This is a genomic window from Streptomyces xylophagus (assembly GCF_000716435.1).
Lineage (GTDB): Bacteria > Actinomycetota > Actinomycetes > Streptomycetales > Streptomycetaceae > Streptomyces > Streptomyces xylophagus.
Genome location: NZ_JNWO01000031.1, coordinates 50,178 through 68,825 on the forward strand (window position 1 = coordinate 50,178; position 18,648 = coordinate 68,825).

Genomic DNA, 18,648 nt, shown 5'->3' on the forward strand with positions numbered 1-18,648 from the left:
CCTCTAGTTGAAGACGAACTGGACGAGCGGGCCGGCCGTGGCCACCAGGACACAGCCGCCGAGCACCATGCCGAGGCGGCTCATGTGCTCCGAACTCTCACCCCGCTTGACGGAGATGGCCATCATCGCGCCGGTCACCAGCACACCGCAGACACCGGCCGCGGTGCCGGCCCAGGCGAGGATGCCGAGGACGAGGTTGACCTTGTCGGTCAGTTCGGTGGGGGCACCGCTCTTCGGCTGGGGAACGGTGGCGGCGAGGATGTTGGAGGCTTCGTAGAGCAGTGCGGACATGAGGATTCTCCGAGGAGTCGGCGCCCTGCCTGAGCGGTGGGCGAGAGGGTGAACCGGCAGTGCTGAAAGGTCTGTTGGCCTCAGGGACCTTGAAGGGTCAGGTCGCCGAGGAACGTGACGAGCGGACCGGCCGTGGTGGCGATCACACAGGCGAGGACGACGAAGAAGACACCGCGGAAGTGCTCACCGCCCTCGCCCGGGTCGCCGCGGCGCAGTTGGAGCGCCATCTGCATGCCGACGATGATCAGTCCGGCGACGCCACAGGCCGAGGCGCACCAGGAGAGGGTGTTGATGATCGTGTCGGCTTCGATGGGCGGGTCGTAGGGCGCGTCGGCCAAGTACAGGGCGCCGGACAGGAGTTGACTCATGAAACGGCCCCCTCGCCGTAGACGTCGCTGCCCACCAGCCGGGAGAGCGTGACGAGTTGCCTGGGGATGTACTTCATCCGGTCGTCCGTGCGCCACGCGGGGATCCACGGCACGCGGTGCACGCGGGCGACGGAGCGCAGGACCCGGATGCGGCGCAGCAGACTGAGCGGCAGCCGTCCCGGGGCGTCGGCGACGAGCACCACGGCCAGCAGTTCGAGTCCCTGCGGGGCCTTGCCGTCCTTGAGCGCGCCGAGCGCCTGGGACACGGACCGCAGTCCGCTCGCGCTGGTCCGGCCGACCAGGACGATCCGGTACGGCTCGCCCCGCCCAGGCTCCGGCCAGCGGGCGCCCACGTCCACGCCGCCGAGGGCCTCGGCCAGCGAGGTCGCGCCGGAGCCGCCGTGTGCCTTGACCCACCCGACGTCCTCGCGCGACCTGCCGCGCGCCGCCGTCCCGGGTCGCTTCGGCTGACCCCGGCCCTGCTCCGCCGGGCGGCCCGAAGTGGCCTTGCGCGCGGGGGCGTTGGACCGGGGGGCGGCCTGCCGCGGGGCGGGCGCCTTGGTCCGGGGGGCGGTCGTCTGCCGTGCGGCGGGTGCCGCGGGCCGGGGAGCGGCCGGCGCGACGGGCCGCGGCGCGGGCTGTACGACGGCCTGCGCCCGCGGTGCCGGCGCCTCCTGCCGCACAGGTGCGGACGGCAGCCCGCCGCCGAAGCCCTGGTGCGGGGAGTACGCCGTCTGCCCGACGGGGGCCTGGTATCCGGCCGGTGCGGGATGTCCGACGGAGGCGGCCGTGCCGTCGTCCGTCGCCGGGCGTGCCGACTGCGTGGACTTGGGTCCCCGTACCCATGACTGCGGGACCGGCTGTGGTGCCGAAGGAGTGCCCATGATGTTTTTCCCGCCCCCCTCCTGGCTCGTGCTTCCGCTGCTCTGGCTCATCCGGGTTTCCACTGTTTTGAACTTCTTCGCCCCGGGGCCCGTTTCGATCTACCGGGTCTGTCGGACAGCACAACGGGCCATGTGGCCACAGCGGTTCAAGACGAGTCGAAGAAGGCGGAGGACGCGGATGGGTGCGGGAGAGAGCGAGGACGGCGCGGGCTCGAAGGCCGTCATGTACGGCGTGGCCGGCGCCGGCGTGGGCGGCTGCGTGATGATCCCGCTCGCCGTGGCGGGCGCCGTGCCGTTGATCATCATCTTCGGCGGGCTCGGGGTCCTGCTGGCCCCGCTCATCGCGCTGATCCTGCTCTTCGGAGGAGGCGGCGGCAGCGCCGACGACTACAGCAGCGACAACGACACCGCGAACCAGATGATGGTCATCCTCCAGGGCGACGGGAAGGGCGAGTTGGACACCGCCACCGTCCCCGCGGACCTGGTGGACCCCATCGAGAAGGCCGGCGAGCAGTGCGACGCGATCGGCCCGATCGTCATCGCCTCCCAGCTGGAGAAGGCGTCCGGCTTCAACTCGACCCTGGTCGGCCCGCGCGGCGAGACGGGCATCTCACAGCTGACGCCGGACATCTTCGGCAAGTACGGCAAGGACGACGACGGCAACGGCAAGACGCAGGCGACGGACAACAAGGACTCGATCATGGCCCTGGGCCGCTACATGTGCGATCTGGCGGGCCAGGGACAGACGTTGCTCGACAACGGCACGGTCGTGAAGACCACCGACAAGGACGGCAACACCACCAACAGCGTCCTGGACCTCGCCCTGGCCGGCTACGCCATCGGGATGGACGCCGTGAAGGCGGCCAAGGGCGTCCCGCAGTCGAACGACGCCCTGAGCTACGTCCTCGCCATCCGCGCCCAGTTCGCCAAGTACCAGGGCATCGCCGCCCCGCCCTCGGGCGCCACCCCCGGCGTCACGCCCACCCCGACGCCGACGCCGACACACACGAACTGACACACCCCCGCCTCCACCAGACCTGCCGTACGAGGAGGACAGGCATGAACCGCTTCAAGGTGTACGTCTCCGACGAGGGCCTCGCCGAGATCAACGGCGACCCGCTCGTCCCCGCCCCCGGCCAGTCCGTGCACGAGGCCGTGCTCGACCAGTTGCACCGGTACGCCGAGGAGTCCGGTGCGGCCGTGGATGCCACGGTCGGCGACGGCCCCGGCACGGCCCACTTCGTCCTCCGGGTACTGCCGGACGGCTCCAGCCACGTCCTCGCGTACGAATCCGGGGAAGCACCGGAACCCGAACCGCGGTCGGCATCCCAGCCGGAACCCGAGCCGGCCTTCGAGCCGGCCCCCGACGTCGCTCCCCCGCCCCCCGTCACCCCGCCCCCCGCCGCCGCGTCCGCGACCTCCGCCATCGCCACCGCGGTCGCTCGCGCCCGCGCCACAGCCGCCACCCGTACCGCAGCGCAGGAACTCGTCCCCGCCGTCGGCCTGCCCCCCGGCGGACTCTCCGAACAGATCGGCCGTATCAACGCGTTGGGGATCGCCGGCCGGCTCGACGAGGCGTTCGCCAGGGCGACCGCGCTGCGCGAGAGCCTGACCGGTTCGGTGGGCGCCGAGCATCCGCACGCGGTGGAGGCGCGGGCCGTGGAGGCGTACCTCGCGTACCTGCGCGGCGACCATCGCGAGGCCGTCGTACTGGCGCTGGCCGTGGCCCGGATCCGGTGCGGGGCCGGGGACGAGCGGGCGCCGACGGACGTGGCGCGGGCGGCGGCGGCCTGGCAGCAGCTCGACGACTCCCGGGTCGCCGTCGCCCATGGACGCGAACTGCTGCACATGTGGGGCATGTTGAACCGTCGGGGTCCGCTGCCGCCCGGCCACACCGAACTCGCCGAACAGGTCCACAGGTACGTGAAGGCGCTGGAGGGGGCGTACGCCTGAACCCTCGTGCGCGACCGCGCGCACTCCGGCGCACCTGCGCTGACCGGCCCGTCAATCGCCTCGTACACCAGGCGTCAAACGGACGTGGACCGTCCCTCGGAACACTCCCTTCCCCAGGAGCCCCGCCCCGGCCGGCAATCGGCCGGGGCCGGTCAACCCTAGAAGCAGGAGCACTTCCATGAACGTGACGGCCATCGGATCGGCGAGCGCGGTCTCGCCCGAGGAACGGGCGCTGCGCGACCTCTATCTGGAACACGGCCCGGCCCTCTACTCGTACGTGCTGCGCATGCTGGACTGGGACACGCACCGCGCGGAGGACGTCCTCCAGGAGACGCTGCTGCGCTGCTGGAACAACGGAAACCTGACCGACGACGAGGGAATGGCCGTACGCCCCTGGATGTTCCGGGTCGCCCGCAACCTCGTCATCGACGCGCACCGGACCCGGCTGGCACGCCCGTTGGAGATCAGCGGCACCGACTGGCTGGGCGACATGTGCGCCGAGGTGGACGACATCGAACGGATGCTGTCGTCCATGGTGCTGCACGAGGCCCTGCAGATGCTCACGCCCGCGCACCGCGAGGTGCTCCGGGCGACGTTCTTCGCGGACCGCACCACCCAGCAGGCCGCTGAGGACCTGGGGATTCCGCGGGGCACCGTGAAGTCCCGCGTGTACTACGCCCTGCGCAGCCTCCGCCTCGCGCTGCGGGAACACGGAGTCGTGGTGGAGGACGTGGTGGAGAAGGTGCGCGAGGACATGCACGAGGACATGCGGGGAGAGGAGACGGACGTGGCCTGTTGATCGAACGGGCCGGATCCGTGCAGGCGTCAACCCCCTGTCGGCGCGTCCGGCTCCGGCTCGTCGGTGTCCAGTGCGCGCAGGGTCTCGCCGACGTCCTCGGCGTCCGGGTGGCCCATCTCCTCCAGCAGCGCGAGTGCCGACCGCAGCGCCTCGCGGGCCGCGTCCCGGTCGCCGGTGGCGCGGTGGGTGTCGGCGAGGTGACACAGGACGTCGGCTTCGAGATAGCGGTCACCGATCGCGGCGAACAGCTGCGCCGACCGCTCGAACTGCCCGACGGCCTCGGCGTACCGGCCGAGGTGGTGGTAGGCGTAACCGATGGTGTCCTGCGTCGAGGCCGCTCCGTAGGGGTCGCCCATCTCGTCGTAGAGGAGGAGGCTCTCGCGACAGCAGTCGAGGGCTTTCTCGTGGTCGCCGATCAGGATGTACGTCCAGGCGACCTGGTTGAGCACACCGGCTTCGCCGTTGCGGTCGCCCTCGGCCCGCAACAGCGCGCGGGCCTGTGCGTAGTGGTCGAGGGCTGCGGTGCGCCGGTCCGTCCGGTTGCCCAGGTAGGCGAGGCCGCGGTGGACCCGGGCCTGGCCGAACGGGTCGCCGACGTCGCGGAACAGCTCCAGCGCACGTTCGAGGCACCCCAACGCGGGCTCCGCGTGGTTGAGTTGGGAGTGGGCCACGCCCAGACCGCACAGGGAGTACGCCTGGCCGAGGGGATCGCCGAGCTTCTGTGCCGCTCCCAGCGCCGCGCTGTTGATCTTCAGCAGGTCGTGCCAGAAACCGAGCCGGTTGAAGTAGACGTCCAGGGCCGCGGCGGTGCGCCAGACATGCTCGTCGTAACCGTGGGCGGCGGCGTGTTCGACGATCGCACGCAGGACGTACCGCTCCGTGCGCAGCCAGGCGGTCGCCTGCGCCCGGTCGTTGAACCGAAGGGGCTCGCTGCCCGTTGTGCTCGGCGGCAGGGCGATCGTTTCGCGGAACGGATCCAGGACCGAGGAGGCGTGGTGGGCGGTGCGCAGGAAGTGGTCGTGCATCCTCAGCAGCGCCGCGCCGCGGGTGCTCTCGCTGTCCTCGATCTCGGCGAGTTCGCCGGAGTAGGCGCGCAGCAGGTCGTGGAAGACGAACCGGCCCGGGGCGCGTTCGATGAGCAGGCTCGCCCCGGTGAGCTCGGTCAGCAGGGCGCGGACCCGACGTGGTGGCGCGCCGGTCAGCGCGGTGGCCGCGGCGGTGGTGATGTCGGGGCCGGGATGCAGGGCGAGACGGCGGAAGAGTCCGGCCGCCTCGGGCGACAGTGCCTGGTACGACCAGGAGAACACGGCACGGGCGTCGGTCCCGACGTCGTCGCCGACGAACGCGTCGAGGCTGCCGTGGTGGTACCCGAGTTCCGCTACGACGTCGGCGAGCCGGAAGCCGGGATGGTGGGCGGCGCGGGCCGCCACGATGGCCAGGGCGAGCGGCAGCCGGGCGCACAGATCGGCGATCGCGGCGACGGCCTCCGGTTCGGCGTCGACGCGGGCGGCGCCCAGCCGCCGGGACAGTAACTCGTACGATTCCCCGGCGCTCAACAGGCCCAGCGTGAGCGGATGTGCCCCGTGCCCGGCGACCAGGCCGCCGAGCCGACTCCGGCTGGTGACGATGACGAGGCTGCCGGGTGTACCGGGCAGCAGCGGCCGCACCTGCTCGGCGTCCCGCGCGTTGTCCAGCACGATCAGGACACGCCGCTCGGCGAGCACACTGCGATACAGAGCGGCCTGCGCGTCGAGCCCCTCCGGGACGGCCTGCGGGGCCACACCGAGCGCCACGAGAAACATCTCGATCGCCGAGCCGGGAAGCATCCGGGAGCCGTGCGGATCGTAGCCGCGAAGGTTGACGTAGAGGCTCCCGTCGGGGAAGCGATGGGCGATCCGATGGGCCCAGTGCACGGCGAGAGCAGTCTTGCCGGTCCCCGCCATTCCGTCGACAACACCGACAACCGCGCTACCGGGCGGACCGTCGCCCTCGGGGAACAGCGCGGCGACGTAGTCGAGTTCGGCACGACGACCGGTGAACAGGGGGAGATCGGCAGGGAGTTGAGCGGGCCTCACGGCCCTGGTCCGGCGGACCGGGGCGTGGGTGTCTGGTTCCGGAGGGGGATCGGCGCCGGGGCTGTGCGGGGCGTGGGTGTGCGGTTCGGGGAGTGGAACGGAGCCCGGACTGCGCGGGGCGTGGGCATCCGGCTCCGGAGAACGAACGGCACCGGGACCGTACGGGACGTGGGCGTCCGGTTCCGGAAAAGGAACGGAACCCGGACTGCGCGGGGCGTGGGCATCCGGCTCCGGAGAACGAACGGCCCCGGGACCGTACGGGACGTGAGTGTCCGGTTCCGGAAAAGGAACGGAACCCGGACTGCGCGGGGCGTGGGCATCCGGCTCCGGAGAACGAACGGCCCCGGGACCGTACGGGGCGTAGGCGTCCCATTCCGGACCAGACTCGGCGCCGGGACTGTGCGGGGTATGCGTCTCACCGGTCGGTTCGTGGGGTGTCGGCCGAGCGAGCGCGGGGTCCCCGGCCAGAAGGCGTGCGTGTACGGCACGTAAGGACGGGCCAGGCTCGATGCCCAGTTCGTCGACCAGCGTCCGGCGCGTCCTCGCGTAGGCCTCCAGCGCCTCGGCCTGCCGCCCGCACCGGTACAGGGCGGTCAGCAGCAGCTCGCTCACGGCCTCACGCAGCGGATGCGCGTCGCGCAGCGCCAGCAGTTCCGGCACCACCGCCTCGTGCCGGCCCAGCTCCAGCTCCATGGACAGCCCCAACTCCAAGGCGCCCAGCCGCCGTTCGGCCAGATCGGTCCGCGCGGCTTCGGCGTACGGACCGGGCACACCGGCCAGTGCCGCACCGTCCCCGGCGGCCAGCACGGTACGCAGTGACCGGACCGCGCCGGGCCTGTCACCGGCGGCCCGGCGGCGCTCCGCCCGCACCACCGCCTCCTCGAACTCGGCCAGGTCGCTGGAGACCCTGTCGGTCCGCAGGGCGTATCCGTCCCCGAGGGAGACCAGGAGCGCGGACGGCCGCCCCGGCGTCCGCTCGGGTTCGAACAGCTTGCGGAGGCGGGAGACATAGGTGCGCACCATCGCGACAGCGCCCCGAGGCGGCCGCGCGCCCCAGACCCCGTCCACGAGATCGGCCACACCGACCACCCGCCCCCGGCTCAGCAGCAGCATCGCGAGCACGGCACGCTGCTGAGGGGACCCGAGCGCCAACTCGACGGAACCCCGCCAGGCCCGCAGCGGGCCGAGCAGGGAGAACCGGAGGGTCTCTGGTCCACTTTCCTCCACGGCCCAGGACAGTAGCCGCCGAGCTGCCGAACGTCAGGGCGAAGTGGTGATTCCGGCCAGACGTCTACACGGAGGTCATACTCCGGAAACCCGCTCACGTGCCCCCACCGCGACAGCCGGTACCGGAATCGACGGCTCAGCGACGGGGCCGGCCCTGAACCCGGGCGACCCATCCGGCTTGAGCATCTGCCGGATCAGGACGCCGATGCCGTGGCTTCGACTACACGTTGAACCGGAATCCGAAGTACGCAGCTGCCACCTGCGGAAACGGGGTTCTGGAGGGGGCCATCCCAGCACGATCTCAGCACGGGAGCTCTATCCCAACACCATGCAGCTCGGGCGCCCCTTGGGCCCCTCCCGCTACGCGGCCTGTGTGCAAGCACCTGGTCTTACCTACTCCGGAGACTGGACCGCCGCGTCCAGGAGCGCGGGTCGCATGGCGTTCTGCAGAACCTCCCTGCAGCGATGCCAGGCACGAGGTACGAGATGTCCGTAGATGTCGATCGTGGTCTTGACCGACCGGTGACCCAGCCAGCGCGAGACCTCGTGGATCGGCACGCCATGGGCCAAGGCGATCGAGGCGAAGAAGTGCCGCAGGCTGCGAGGCGTGTACTTCGCCTTGCCGTCCACGTCGATCAGGCCGGCCAACCGGCACGCCTTCTTGAAGTGGTACCCGTAGGTGGAGGCGGTGGGCATCGTGCCCTTGCCGCACTGACGCGGGGCGAAGAACACTTCAAGCCTCAGCCGCTTGCCCCTCTGACCTGTGAAGACCACGGGCACCGGTGCACACCACGATAGGTGGGCGTCAATTTCCTGATCGACGAACGGGGCAGTCGGAACGTCTCGGTACTCGCCCTCCACCCGGTTCTTGCAGGGCACGAAAGCCGTGCGGCAGTCGGCACGGTGAGCCTTGGCGCTGACCTGCCAGCGGATTCTGACGAAGCCAGCCCGCCGGCATTCGCTGGAAAAAGCCAGGGCCTCACTGGGTCGCTGGCCAGTGCCCGACTGCAGGTAGACGGTGAGCCTGTACTGCGGTGCGATGTGCTGGGCGATCAGATCGACCTCGCCCGGCGTGGGGATCTCGTCCTCGTCCACCTCAAGCGGGCCCACTCTGGACATCCGGACGCCCCGTGCGGGATTGTCCAGGATGCGCTTGTCGATAACAGCCGCCTCCAGCATGGCGGCCACCATCACCATCCGGTCATTGAGCGTGGAGACCGCCAACCCCGCACCGGAGGCATGCACGTCCTTGGCGAACTCCTCGAAGTCGCGCCGCGCCAGCCCGGCCAGCATCCTCCGCCCCAGACTCGGCAGAAGATGGTTACGGATGAACCCTTCGTAGTTGCGGCGCGTCGACTCGCCGATAACCCGCCGCTCCAGCCACTCCCGAGCCCAGACCCGCAACGGCACAAGCCCACGCGCAGGATCGAAACGGACGTCCGACTTCTTGTCGTTCTCGACCTTGTCGGCGAAAGCGTCCGCACCATCCGAGCCCACCCGACGGGGAAATGACCTCTCCCTCTGTCGCCCGCGCCTACCGCCCGGTTCCCGATACCGCACCGTCCACCCATGCCGACACCGCGGACGATCACAGGGGAAGTTCCGGTCCCGGACATCCCTCTTGCACTTCTGGAAAACGCTCGCCACCCAAGCCCCGATCCGTCGCCCGGCCCGTGCTCGAAACCGTGCACCTCCACCTCACGGCCGAGCAAGACATTCATCAGCAATCCGCCCTTTCCGGCGAATGTGGGCCCAGCCTCACTCGTAGCCCCGCGGGTCATCGAGTCGGCGAGTCCCTCCTCGCTGGATGCGCTTACGCCCTCCGCGCTCCCCACCGCGATCCGCGCATCAACATCGAAGGCCATACCGCGCTATGGTTGATGTATGGCTACCAAGAAGGTGACTATCACTCTCGACGAATCTCTGGTCGAAGCCCTGGCCGGAGCCGCCGAGGAAGAAGGCATCCCGCTCTCCCGCCTCGTCGCCGGAGCAGCCGAACGCGAGCTGCGCCTGCGGGCCGGCCGCGCCGTCATCCAGGAGTGGCAGGCCGAACACGGCGCCTTCACCCCGGAAGAGCTCGCCACCGCCCGCGCAGACCTGGCCGCCGCCGACGCCGAGTACCTCAGCAGCTCGGGAGCCTCGGCCGCGTGAACATCCCCTACCTGTACGACGCCGGGGTACTCATCGCCATCGACAACGACGACCGGCGCATGTGGGTCCGCCACAGCCTGGCCCTCGAAGACGGCCGCGACATCCACGTACCGTCCGTCGTCGTCAGCCAGGCATGGCGGGACTCCCGCCGTCAGGTCCGACTCGGCAAGTTCCTCGCCGGGTGCCACGTGGTACCCGTCGGCCTCGAAACCGCCAAAACCGCAGGCATCCTCTGTGGCAAGGCCGGCACCTCCGACATCGTCAACGCCACCGTCGCGACCATGGCAGCCAGCCTCGGCGCCATCATTTGGACCTCGGACCCGAACGACATCCGCGCCCTCATCGACGCCCAGGACATCAAACCCGCCCCTGTCATCCGCGCCGTCTAGCAACCGGCGATCTCCGACGACCGGCCCATGAGGGGAGCCGAAGCTGGCCGAGGCGGAGACAGCCGCGGCTACCTGACTCTACGGAGGAACCATTGGTGCAGAGCCTCGATCCTCCAGTGGTCGCGGCCGAGTTGGGCCGCGGGGGCGGTCGGTGCGGCGGCGCTTGATCTGAACAGCCTGGCGGGCCCCAAGAAAGAGAAGGCTGGTGACGGTGGCGGCGTTGATCCGGCGGATCTCCGAGCGACCTTGGCCCGATGCCCCGGGTGCGTCCCTGAAGCGGGATGTCTTTCCAGGGAAGGGGGCCAGCTGGCGGCGCAGCTTCTTCTGGTTGCCTTTGACGATCACGATGCAGTGGGCACCCCGGCCGAGAAGGCAGTCGGCGTGCTCGCGCTGGGTGAGCACCACGTCGCTGGTGACGACGGGTCCCGCCAGGTCCAGCAACAGCTGGAAGCAGGTGATCTCATTCGTGTTCTCGTCGGCATCCAGCTGGGCCAGGACCAGGTCGGTGGTGTGTTCCAGTAGGCGATTAGGTGGATCTTGCAGTCCTCGCTTTGACCGCGCCGTGCAGGCTTCTTCCGTCCGCCGAGAGGCCGCGCACGATGTCCGGCGGGGCATCGGCAATCCACTCGCTGACAGCCAACAACGAGGTCACCCCCGTCGGCACCGCGCACGCGGTCAGCGCAAGCACGGCGGACAGAGCGTGCCGTACGCCGCATGGGTCTCGCGGGTCGGGCACCTCGGGCAGCCGCTTCAGCAGTCGCGGCACCCTGTCGGATACGACCTCGAGATGCTCGCGGAGCTGATCAGGGGCAGGAAGGATCAGCGATGATGTGTCGGCGGGCACGGTCTTCCACCCGGATCATGGAGCGTAGAGAACTCCACCTACCTCGTCTACACGCGCTGACGTGAGGACTTCGAGAAGTGGAGATCCAACATAGCGGCCTCACACGGTGGGCGGCCGGTGGCGCCCAAGGCCCGAGCATCCGAAACCTGCGCAACCGAGGCAACGCTGCGGTCGTTCGAGGTAGTGCAGCAGGCAGCGCGAAAGGCCCTATAGATTCCAGACCGAGGTGCCACGCCCACGCACCAAGCAGACCAAAATACCGCGCGCGCCTCTGCTGCCCACGCATAGAAAAACGTGCCATCTGCTACGTGCGCTCGGCTGTTACAACTCGCTGCAAGCAATACCTAACTCCACCGGCGACATACGCCGGAGAAACAACGTAAAGCACTGGCGTCTCGGGGTCAGACTTTCCCCACACACGCTGGCGTTCAGCGTTTATCGGATCACCCTCAAAGAACTCAAAGTCCCAAAATGGCCTATCCTTCATGGAATTAACCTCACTCAACAAAGCAACACCTTGCCTGAAGGCGTTATTCACATGTGCAGCCAAGGCATCACTCGACTTAGCCTTCACGATACGCCGAATTCGAGCCTCACTAGGCCGAACTCGGCCAAAAATCTCAAGGCAGAGCCTCTGGACTACGCGAGAAATCGATTCCCCGAAGTCCCCTTGCGGAGTCAGAGCCAAAGACCTGCGCGCCAACCCGAACAACACTTGCTCAACAAATCCCGCGTATTTCTCAGCCAAGAGACGGTGTCCCTCAGATTGAAGATCATCAAGATCGTCCCGGTGGCGCGTCCACTGCGATAAAATACCATCAATTCGAACATCCACATCCGCCACTGAAGCCCGGAGCTTGGCCATCTCTCCTTGCACTTCCTGGAGCGTCTCTCGAAGCGAGCACACTTCCCTTTCAAGCTCTGAAATGCTTCGCTCGATCTCCTCGTCAGGCTCATCCACTCCAGACCGCCCTATCTCACTAATCGAGATAGCTTCGTAGCCTTCGATCTCAGCAGCATCAGTCACAGAATTTCCATTCATTCAGGACAGCGGAACAAAGTCCAAGTCAGCTTGCACCGACTCTCCGGTCTCTTTAACCGTAGCAGTTACCTTAATCTCTGTTTCCCCAAACTGCATCATCACATTGACGCCACGTTTTCCATGAGCAAGGTGCATTACACTAGATAGGTCGACAGTAACACTCCCTATCTTCTGGCAGTTACTTTCCGTGACATACTGCGGATACCCCCTGAGCGTGCCATACACGTCAATCTGAATTTCTTTCTGCGTATCCCAGACTGGCGCTAGCGAGTGCTCCACCACCTCGTCCACCCTTACCGTCTGTCCTACAGTAACGAAAACGCAGAATCGATTTTTACATCTATCTGTCCCGTCAGGACCAGTAAACCTGAAATTTTCCGGATCAAATTGCGGACGAAACGTATTACTTGTATTGCATCCGTACGTGAGACGAGCTCGCCGCGCACGAACTTGTGGATTACAAGCGAAATAGACAGCTCCATAGAGAACAGCCACCTGAGGATCAGGCGGAACAATTACGTCTGCGCGTCCGTCTAGATGTTCCTCGAGCCGGCGCCGAAGGTACGGGGAGTTCCCGAAGCCTCCGACGAGCACGACTAGCTCCTTGCCCGGTGTATTCCGTCTCTGACGTTTCATCTCTTCCAGTTGCTTATCAACCAAACCGAGAACACCGGGAACGACGGCCTCGAATGCCTGACGAGCTTCATCAGGAGATACAACAATGGCGTCCGTGAATCCTTCCTGAACTTTCGACAGTGCAGCGCGAGAATCTTCATCGAGGCAGCGATCGAGTGCCAAAGGGATCTGTATATTGATCTCTTCAGTCTGCCCCACGGTGAAGTGAAGCTTTGCTCTTTCCCACTCATCGATCAGATCAATTATTACTGTGGGTTGCCGTTCCCTGATCCGCTCAAACGCTTCAAATGACCCAAAGCGTGGCACGAGAATGTTCTCAACGAATGCGCGGTTGATGTACTCGGAACCAAATTTCCCTCCGCACTCACGACCGATCTCCTCTAAACTGTCGCCCGATATTGCGCGATAAGCAGTGATGTCGACGGTTCCGCCTCCACAATCCGCGACCACGAATCGCGATCCCGGAGACAAGAGACTTGCGCGCTTTCCTGTAAGCTTTGCTGTACGCACCCCAGAAACCCGCGCATAATGGGCTGCCACTTCAGGCTCGTAAGCCAGCAATAGACGCTTAGACTCGTTCGGGAAACCAGCAGCTTCAGCTGCTTCACGCATCAATTGCTTCTCATAGTCACCCCAAATAGCGGGAACCGTGACGCACCAACGGATCTCGTCTTCCGAAAAACCGCTCCTTTTAACCTCGTCGAGTACTTCTTCATAAATCTTCTCGAGATATAGAGTAATCAGCCTCTTTGTGTCATCCGGAGAAATCAACTCGGATGGAAGTTCCGGCTTATCGGCTGCTCCCTCAGTCATCGGAGCTAGGGACATCTTGAAAGCGCTCACGTAGCGACTTTTGTCACCTGCAGATCGGGAGTTGAAACGGCGGCGGGCATCATAGCCCCAAGCCTGCAAATCGCCACTCTCGTCAAACAAGAGTGCAGTTAGATTCTTCGGGTATGGAATTGGATGCGAAGGCCAGTGCATCCTCGGGTGAATTTCCCGACGCTGACTCCCATCCCTAACCTCATCAACGATCGTCCATGCATACCCAGTGCCATGAGTGCCGAAGTCCACCGCAACTGCGACCTTCTGCTTTTTCACAAGACGTCACCACCCCAAAGATCGCATAGTTGACCGGTAAGCAATCATCTCAAGGAGCCTGGATGCCCTGGCTACTTGCGATGCATCACCTACTTCCCTGAGTACATCAAGGAGAAGCCGAGCTTTAGATGTGCCAATGACCGAGGTGTCGGAGTTTTCGCAGATATTCATTGCGTTGAGAGCGAAATTTCTAGCCTCATCCACGAATTGAGCATCCCTACACAGGACTGCTTGTTCGATACGTCCAGTGACTCCTTCGACCCTCCTTCTCTGAATCGCAACCTCGTAGGCCGAAATCAAGCCCAGTACCATAGCTCGCCGTTCCAGTCCCATATTTTCCGGAAGCGTCCTATGGATATAGGGCGACCTACCGTAATTAGCCAGGTGGAACCACTCGCCCAGCAGGCCGATGGTGAGAGCTGTTGAATATCCAAGCTCGTCCTCAAAAGCGAGTCGGTTTGCTCGCTTAACTTCCTCATCCGCGCTATTCTGCGGAAGCGTCAAAGGTGGAAAGTTTACTTGAATAGATTGATTACTAGAATCCACTATATTCCAAGCCGTAAGACTAGGCCACACTCTCTTACCTGCTTGAACGTCTCCATATACAAGTATTACTGGCAGGTCACTAAGAGCCCTTTGGAGGAGCGCAACATCGAGATCAGTCTGCCTTAATGGCCTCTTCATTGTGCCATCCATAGAGCCAACGTCAGCTGCCCACTGAGAGTTCACCCAGGCCCGACGAATGGCTACTCTGAAAGCATGAGGGCCATCATCGTTCCCTTCTCTGTTAAGTTCATCGTGAAAGAATGGAGCAACTAGGAGTACTGGCCGTGATCCGTCATTAGTTGCCTCGCAGACCCATTCCCGGAGTTCCTGAGCAGTGCAAGAGAAGGGTGAATTTTCGATATCTCGATCGATCTTGTCCTGAGCTGTTTTAACCTGAATGCTGATCTGCGCTTGTCGCCAGTCCCGATCCACCTCATACCGGTTACTGCGACTCGCTTCTTCTGCCCGGACAGTTGCAGCACGCTCTTCGCGTTCGGCATTTCTGACTTCAGCAGCTGCCGCCTCGTTCTCCCGCAATAGGTGTGCAAACTGCTGTTGATCGAAGTAGGTACCATCCCGCTTCATTTTGTAGACCTCGAGCAGGCGTCCACTCAGATCCGTGATACCTCGAAACATTCCAGCCGACAGCAACGCACTACTTCCTCTCGCCCCGTGAAGTGTGATTCTAGAAGTGCGCTGTTCCAGATGTCTTGGTTTTCGCGCAAATCTTCAGCTAGATGGCCAAATCCCGCTACTCCGTTGCCCATCGCTTCGCAGATGGCTCGCCTTGATCCTTCTTGACGGTCCGCCGACTGAGTCGGTGGACCGTTTTCACTTTCGGCTGCTGCTTCCGGGCAGGTCGGCGGACCGAGTGTCGCGTGGGGTGGGCGCCGGATTCCACTGCTCCGGGTGACAGTGGTACTGCTCGAAGGAGTAGGCAGGCTGCTGGTCAGCCAGGGTTTGGCAGAAGTACGAGCCGTGCGAGAGCAGGGGTGATCTCCCCTCTCTAGGGCCAGTGATGGGCGAGGCGGAATGTACGACGCTGGCGGTGGTGACGAGCTGGGCGGCCGCAGAGAACATGCGGACTCGGAGGCGACGAGGTTCCCAGAGGCGTGTTCTGCCGGTCAGAGTGAGCGCGGGCATCCAGTTCGGCAGGTCGAGAGGCTCTGAACGATCTCCAGCCAAAACTTGTTCTGTGCGGTGTCGTACAGTGGCAGGCTTCGCAGGCCCGTCGCGCGGGCAGCCCGGATGCGGTCCTCGGCTCGGGACCACAGCCGGTGGCAAAGTTAGAGTTCGGCGGTGGGCCGACCAGCAGTCTTTGGTGGCGAAGCAGGTGAGCCGCATGCCGTCGGCTTCTGCGATCCTCAACTGGGCACCGGGATAGGGTCTGCGGACGATCAGCCGCAGGCCCTTCAGCTACCCGATAAGGATGCCGCCGGTGAGTCCCGCGGCACAGGCCCCGTCGCTGAACTCGCCGTCCGATTCGGTGGCCGAGTCCAGGCCGATCTCGGGATCCTGAGGACGTGCTGGTGGATGGCCTCGGTGATGACCAAGCCGACCGAGTCGGACAGCCAGCGGCTACGCGGGGGCGAGCCAGGCGACGAACTCATGAGTACCGCCCGCGGAAAGTCCGTCTCATCGAGACGCCCCCGCCAGAGACCGCCCACGCCACGCAGGTGGTCGAAGATGCCGCGTCGCGTCACCACGTTGCTCCGCGGCATGCCGCGCGACGCCGACAAAGTTCGGACTCAGTCATGCACCCAGGATGAACGTCATCAGACTCACCAGGCAGGCAACCGACGACTCTTGAGCCTGTTGGTTTTAGCGAGCAGCGTCGCTACCCGAGCCCCAACATGATGAGTCCGGCGCACCTTTTAAGCCTGCTCAGGTCCGGGGGTTCCTGACAACGAAGGCGCCACGCCGTCCTTCAATTTCAGAGAGATATACGCCCCAGGGCTGGAGGTCCAGCGAGATGGCTGACGGGGCCGGAACCAACTCGTTCCGGCCCCGTCAGCCATCTGCACTTTTGAACTGAACTCCACCACGTCGTTGATGTGGTGGAGTTCAGTTGTTGAAGCGGAACTCCACCACATCCCCGTCCTGCATCACATACTCCTTGCCCTCCATGCGCGCCTTCCCCTTGGCCCGGGCCTCTGCCACAGACCCCGTCTCCACCAGGTCGGCGAAGGAGATGACCTCCGCCTTGATGAAGCCCTTCTGGAAGTCGGTGTGGATGACGCCGGCGGCCTCGGGGGCGGTGGCGCCCTTCTTGATGGTCCAGGCGCGGGATTCCTTGGGGCCTGCCGTGAGGTAGGTCTGCAGGCCGAGGGTGTCGAAGCCGACGCGGGCCAGGGTCGTCATGCCGGGCTCCTCGACGCCGACCGACTCCAGGAGCTCCATCGCTTCCTCCTCGTCGAGCTCGGCGAGGTCCGCCTCCAGCTTGGCGTTGAGGAAGATCGCCTCGGCGGGGGCGACCAGGGCACGCTGTTCGGTCTTGAAGTCCTCGTCCACCAGCTCGTCCTCGTCGACGTTGAAGACGTAGAGGAAGGGCTTGGTCGTCAACAGGTGCAGGTCGTGGAGGAGTTCCTCCTTGCCCGAGCCCTGGACGATGCCCTGCGAGAAGAGGGTGTCGCCCTTCTCCAGGATCTCCTGCGCCGCCTCGACCGCCGCGACCTTCGGGCCGATGTCCTTCTTGATGCGCGACTCCCGCTGGAGGCGCGGCAGGACCTTCTCGATGGTCTGCAGGTCGGCGAGGATCAGCTCGGTGTTGATCGTCTCGATGTCGTCCTTGGGCGAGACCTTGCCGTCGACGTGGACGACGTTCTCGTCCTTGAAGGCGCGGATGACCTGGCAGATCGCGTCGGACTCACGGATGTTCGCGAGGAACTTGTTGCCCAGGCCCTCGCCCTCGGAAGCGCCCTTCACGATGCCCGCGATGTCGACGAAGTCGACGGTCGCCGGGAGGATCTTCTGCGAGGAGAAGATCTCGGCCAGTTTCGTCAGGCGCGGGTCGGGGACGCCGACCACGCCGACGTTCGGCTCGATCGTGGCGAACGGGTAGTTGGCCGCCAGCACGTCGTTCTTGGTCAGGGCGTTGAACAGGGTCGACTTGCCGACATTCGGCAGTCCGACGATTCCGATCGTGAGCGACACGTTGCGACTTCCCGTACGTGAGAGGCGTGAGAGCGATGGAGGGGACCTACGGGGACTGGGTCCCGGGGCCGATCCACCAGTCTACGGCGTGACCCGCCCCGTCCCGGCTTCGCGTCGAACACCTGGCCAAGCTCTGCTCATCGGCGTGTCCCAGGGCCCATTCGGCACATAAACCGACCTAAGTTGGTCCAGTGGAGCAACACAGGACACGACCCCCACAGCCCGGCGCAAGACGCGGGGCCCCGCCCCTGCCCCCGCAGGCGGGCCGGGGCCCGAACGGCGGCCCGGCCCGCACCCCCCGCCCGGGACCGCAGGCACGCGGCACCGCGCAGCGCCGTCCGGCGGCCGTACGACGCCCGGGTCCTACGGCGGCCCCGACCGGGCGCCGGCTGCCGAACCCTCGGCTCACCGGGCTCGGCGGCGGTCTGTTCTGCGCGGCCGTGATGTTCGTGCTCGGGCTTCTCGACCAGGTGCTTTTCGGGGCGTCGCTGACCGTGTACGGCGTGCTGTTCCTGCCGGTGTGCGTGCTGACCGCGGTCTGGATCCGGCGGGGTGACCTGCTGACCGCGCCGGTCGTCGTACCGATCGCCTTCGCCGTCGGCCTGTTCCCGGTCGCCGACGGCAGCGGCGGCCTCGGCAACCGCCTGATGGGCCTTGTCACCGGCCTCGCCACCCAGGCCGGCTGGCTCTACGGCGGCACGCTCGTCGCGGGGCTGATCGCGACGGTCCGCAGGATCCGCCTGCTGAACCGGCGCCGACGCGCGTGACGGTCGGGCGGTCCCGCGGGGCTGGTTTCTGAAGGGTGGTCCGGGGGTCCAGGGGGTGGTTCTGGAGCCGGTTCCGGGGCACGGTGGTTCCACCAGTACCGGTCCTGGGCGGGCGGTCCGGGGAGCGGAGCCCGATCCGAGGAACGTGCCGCGTCGACCGCGCCGTCCGAACCCGCGTGCTCGGCGGCCGACGCCGCCGCTTCTTCGCGCAGGTCCCAGCGGAGTTCCCTGGCCTTCGCAGACTCCCCGCCTCGCAACCGACGCCCACCGAACTCCGGACCTCAGACCTCAGACCTCGGACCCCGGACCCCGGACCCCGGGCTTCGTCCCCCGGGCTTCGTCCCCCGAGCCCGAACCCCGGCCCTCGGACTCCGGCCGCCTGGCACCCACGCCGATCGGGTACCGCCCAGATCCCGCCACCC

17 protein-coding genes and 1 pseudogene are annotated in these 18,648 nt (G+C 66.1%); 6 read left to right on the forward strand and 12 right to left on the reverse strand.

Features of this window, described 5'->3' with window-relative positions:
- Positions 1-3 precede the first annotated feature (3 nt).
- The 3 genes from OO70_RS42985 to OO70_RS42995 form a co-directional block, all read right to left on the reverse strand.
- Positions 4-291, reverse strand: coding sequence for a hypothetical protein (locus tag OO70_RS42985; protein WP_051742153.1), 288 nt, complete (start codon positions 289-291; stop codon positions 4-6).
- Positions 292-371: 80 nt separating this feature from the next.
- Positions 372-659 carry a hypothetical protein gene (locus tag OO70_RS42990; RefSeq protein WP_051742155.1) on the reverse strand — a complete coding sequence of 96 codons (288 nt, stop codon included), beginning with the start codon at positions 657-659 and terminating at the stop codon, positions 372-374.
- Positions 656-1,543 carry a hypothetical protein gene (locus tag OO70_RS42995; RefSeq protein ID WP_234337074.1) on the reverse strand — a complete coding sequence of 296 codons (888 nt, stop codon included), beginning with the start codon at positions 1,541-1,543 and terminating at the stop codon, positions 656-658. Before OO70_RS42995 ends, OO70_RS42990 begins: the two co-directional genes overlap by 4 nt.
- A gap of 178 nt (positions 1,544-1,721) precedes the next feature.
- On the opposite strand from OO70_RS42995, the gene OO70_RS43000 reads away from it, so the two are divergent.
- The 3 genes from OO70_RS43000 (at position 1,722) to OO70_RS43010 (ending at position 4,295) form a co-directional block, all read left to right on the forward strand.
- Positions 1,722-2,558, forward strand: coding sequence for a lysozyme family protein (locus OO70_RS43000; RefSeq protein WP_043684514.1), 837 nt, complete (start codon positions 1,722-1,724; stop codon positions 2,556-2,558).
- 44 nt (positions 2,559-2,602) lie between these two features.
- Entirely contained in the window at positions 2,603-3,496 is an 894-nt protein-coding gene (locus OO70_RS54915) for a hypothetical protein (protein WP_051742157.1), read from the forward strand.
- A 178-nt stretch (positions 3,497-3,674) separates the two neighbouring features.
- Positions 3,675-4,295 (forward strand): sigma-70 family RNA polymerase sigma factor, encoded by a 621-nt coding sequence (locus OO70_RS43010; protein ID WP_051742159.1) that lies wholly within the window; start codon positions 3,675-3,677, stop codon positions 4,293-4,295.
- Between the two features lie 26 nt (positions 4,296-4,321).
- Here OO70_RS43010 and OO70_RS56355 read toward each other — a convergent pair whose 3' ends face one another.
- Positions 4,322-7,597, reverse strand: coding sequence for an AfsR/SARP family transcriptional regulator (locus OO70_RS56355; protein ID WP_043684517.1), 3,276 nt, complete (start codon positions 7,595-7,597; stop codon positions 4,322-4,324).
- A 393-nt stretch (positions 7,598-7,990) separates the two neighbouring features.
- The gene (locus OO70_RS53160) at positions 7,991-9,094 is read right to left on the reverse strand and encodes a tyrosine-type recombinase/integrase (RefSeq protein WP_234337075.1); all 1,104 of its coding nucleotides are present in this window, start codon (positions 9,092-9,094) and stop codon (positions 7,991-7,993) included.
- Between the two features lie 387 nt (positions 9,095-9,481).
- Here OO70_RS53160 and OO70_RS43025 point away from each other — a divergent pair, with 387 nt between their 5' ends.
- Positions 9,482-9,748 (forward strand): hypothetical protein, encoded by a 267-nt coding sequence (locus tag OO70_RS43025; RefSeq protein ID WP_043684519.1) that lies wholly within the window; start codon positions 9,482-9,484, stop codon positions 9,746-9,748.
- Complete coding sequence (locus tag OO70_RS43030) at positions 9,745-10,137, forward strand: PIN domain-containing protein (RefSeq protein WP_043684522.1); 393 nt, start codon at positions 9,745-9,747, stop codon at positions 10,135-10,137. The genes OO70_RS43025 and OO70_RS43030 overlap by 4 nt, the downstream gene beginning before the upstream one ends.
- A 78-nt stretch (positions 10,138-10,215) precedes the next feature.
- On the opposite strand, the gene OO70_RS53165 is transcribed toward OO70_RS43030, so the two are convergent.
- The 7 genes and pseudogenes from OO70_RS53165 to ychF all read right to left on the reverse strand — a co-directional run bounded on the left by OO70_RS53165 (position 10,216) and on the right by ychF (position 17,459).
- On the reverse strand, positions 10,216-10,752 hold the full coding sequence (locus tag OO70_RS53165; RefSeq protein WP_234337079.1) for a hypothetical protein: 537 nt from the start codon (positions 10,750-10,752) through the stop codon (positions 10,216-10,218).
- Positions 10,664-10,981 carry a transposase family protein gene (locus tag OO70_RS56360; RefSeq protein ID WP_324604905.1) on the reverse strand — a complete coding sequence of 106 codons (318 nt, stop codon included), beginning with the start codon at positions 10,979-10,981 and terminating at the stop codon, positions 10,664-10,666. Before OO70_RS56360 ends, OO70_RS53165 begins: the two co-directional genes overlap by 89 nt.
- 304 nt (positions 10,982-11,285) lie before the next feature.
- The gene (locus OO70_RS54920) at positions 11,286-12,008 is read right to left on the reverse strand and encodes a hypothetical protein (protein ID WP_158711595.1); all 723 of its coding nucleotides are present in this window, start codon (positions 12,006-12,008) and stop codon (positions 11,286-11,288) included.
- Positions 12,009-12,023: 15 nt separating this feature from the next.
- Positions 12,024-13,760: an Hsp70 family protein gene (locus tag OO70_RS54925; RefSeq protein WP_158711596.1), complete on the reverse strand. Its 1,737-nt coding sequence runs from the start codon at positions 13,758-13,760 to the stop codon at positions 12,024-12,026.
- 6 nt (positions 13,761-13,766) lie between these two features.
- Positions 13,767-14,891 (reverse strand): hypothetical protein, encoded by a 1,125-nt coding sequence (locus OO70_RS54930; protein WP_158711597.1) that lies wholly within the window; start codon positions 14,889-14,891, stop codon positions 13,767-13,769.
- 421 nt (positions 14,892-15,312) lie between these two features.
- Positions 15,313-15,932: pseudogene (locus OO70_RS56365) on the reverse strand (transposase); the annotation flags it as partial.
- A 438-nt stretch (positions 15,933-16,370) separates the two neighbouring features.
- On the reverse strand, positions 16,371-17,459 hold the full coding sequence (gene ychF / locus OO70_RS43035; RefSeq protein ID WP_043684525.1) for a redox-regulated ATPase YchF: 1,089 nt from the start codon (positions 17,457-17,459) through the stop codon (positions 16,371-16,373).
- A 191-nt stretch (positions 17,460-17,650) separates the two neighbouring features.
- On the opposite strand from ychF, the gene OO70_RS43040 reads away from it, so the two are divergent.
- Positions 17,651-18,226 carry a DUF6542 domain-containing protein gene (locus OO70_RS43040; RefSeq protein ID WP_078651779.1) on the forward strand — a complete coding sequence of 192 codons (576 nt, stop codon included), beginning with the start codon at positions 17,651-17,653 and terminating at the stop codon, positions 18,224-18,226.
- Positions 18,227-18,648 lie beyond the last annotated feature (422 nt).

Excerpts from the sequence above, each read along its gene's own strand:
- OO70_RS54915 (WP_051742157.1), top strand. The coding sequence starts at position 2,603 with ATGAACCGCTTCAAGGTGTACGTCTCCGACGAGGGCCTCGCCGAGATC.
- OO70_RS53165 (WP_234337079.1), bottom strand. The coding sequence starts at position 10,752 with ATGCCCCGCCGGACATCGTGCGCGGCCTCTCGGCGGACGGAAGAAGCC.
- OO70_RS42990 (WP_051742155.1), bottom strand. The coding sequence starts at position 659 with ATGAGTCAACTCCTGTCCGGCGCCCTGTACTTGGCCGACGCGCCCTAC.
- OO70_RS42985 (WP_051742153.1), bottom strand. The coding sequence starts at position 291 with ATGTCCGCACTGCTCTACGAAGCCTCCAACATCCTCGCCGCCACCGTT.
- OO70_RS43000 (WP_043684514.1), top strand. The coding sequence starts at position 1,722 with ATGGGTGCGGGAGAGAGCGAGGACGGCGCGGGCTCGAAGGCCGTCATG.
- OO70_RS42995 (WP_234337074.1), bottom strand. The coding sequence starts at position 1,543 with ATGGGCACTCCTTCGGCACCACAGCCGGTCCCGCAGTCATGGGTACGG.
- OO70_RS54930 (WP_158711597.1), bottom strand. The coding sequence starts at position 14,891 with ATGAAGCGGGATGGTACCTACTTCGATCAACAGCAGTTTGCACACCTA.
- OO70_RS43010 (WP_051742159.1), top strand. The coding sequence starts at position 3,675 with ATGAACGTGACGGCCATCGGATCGGCGAGCGCGGTCTCGCCCGAGGAA.
- OO70_RS43025 (WP_043684519.1), top strand. The coding sequence starts at position 9,482 with ATGGCTACCAAGAAGGTGACTATCACTCTCGACGAATCTCTGGTCGAA.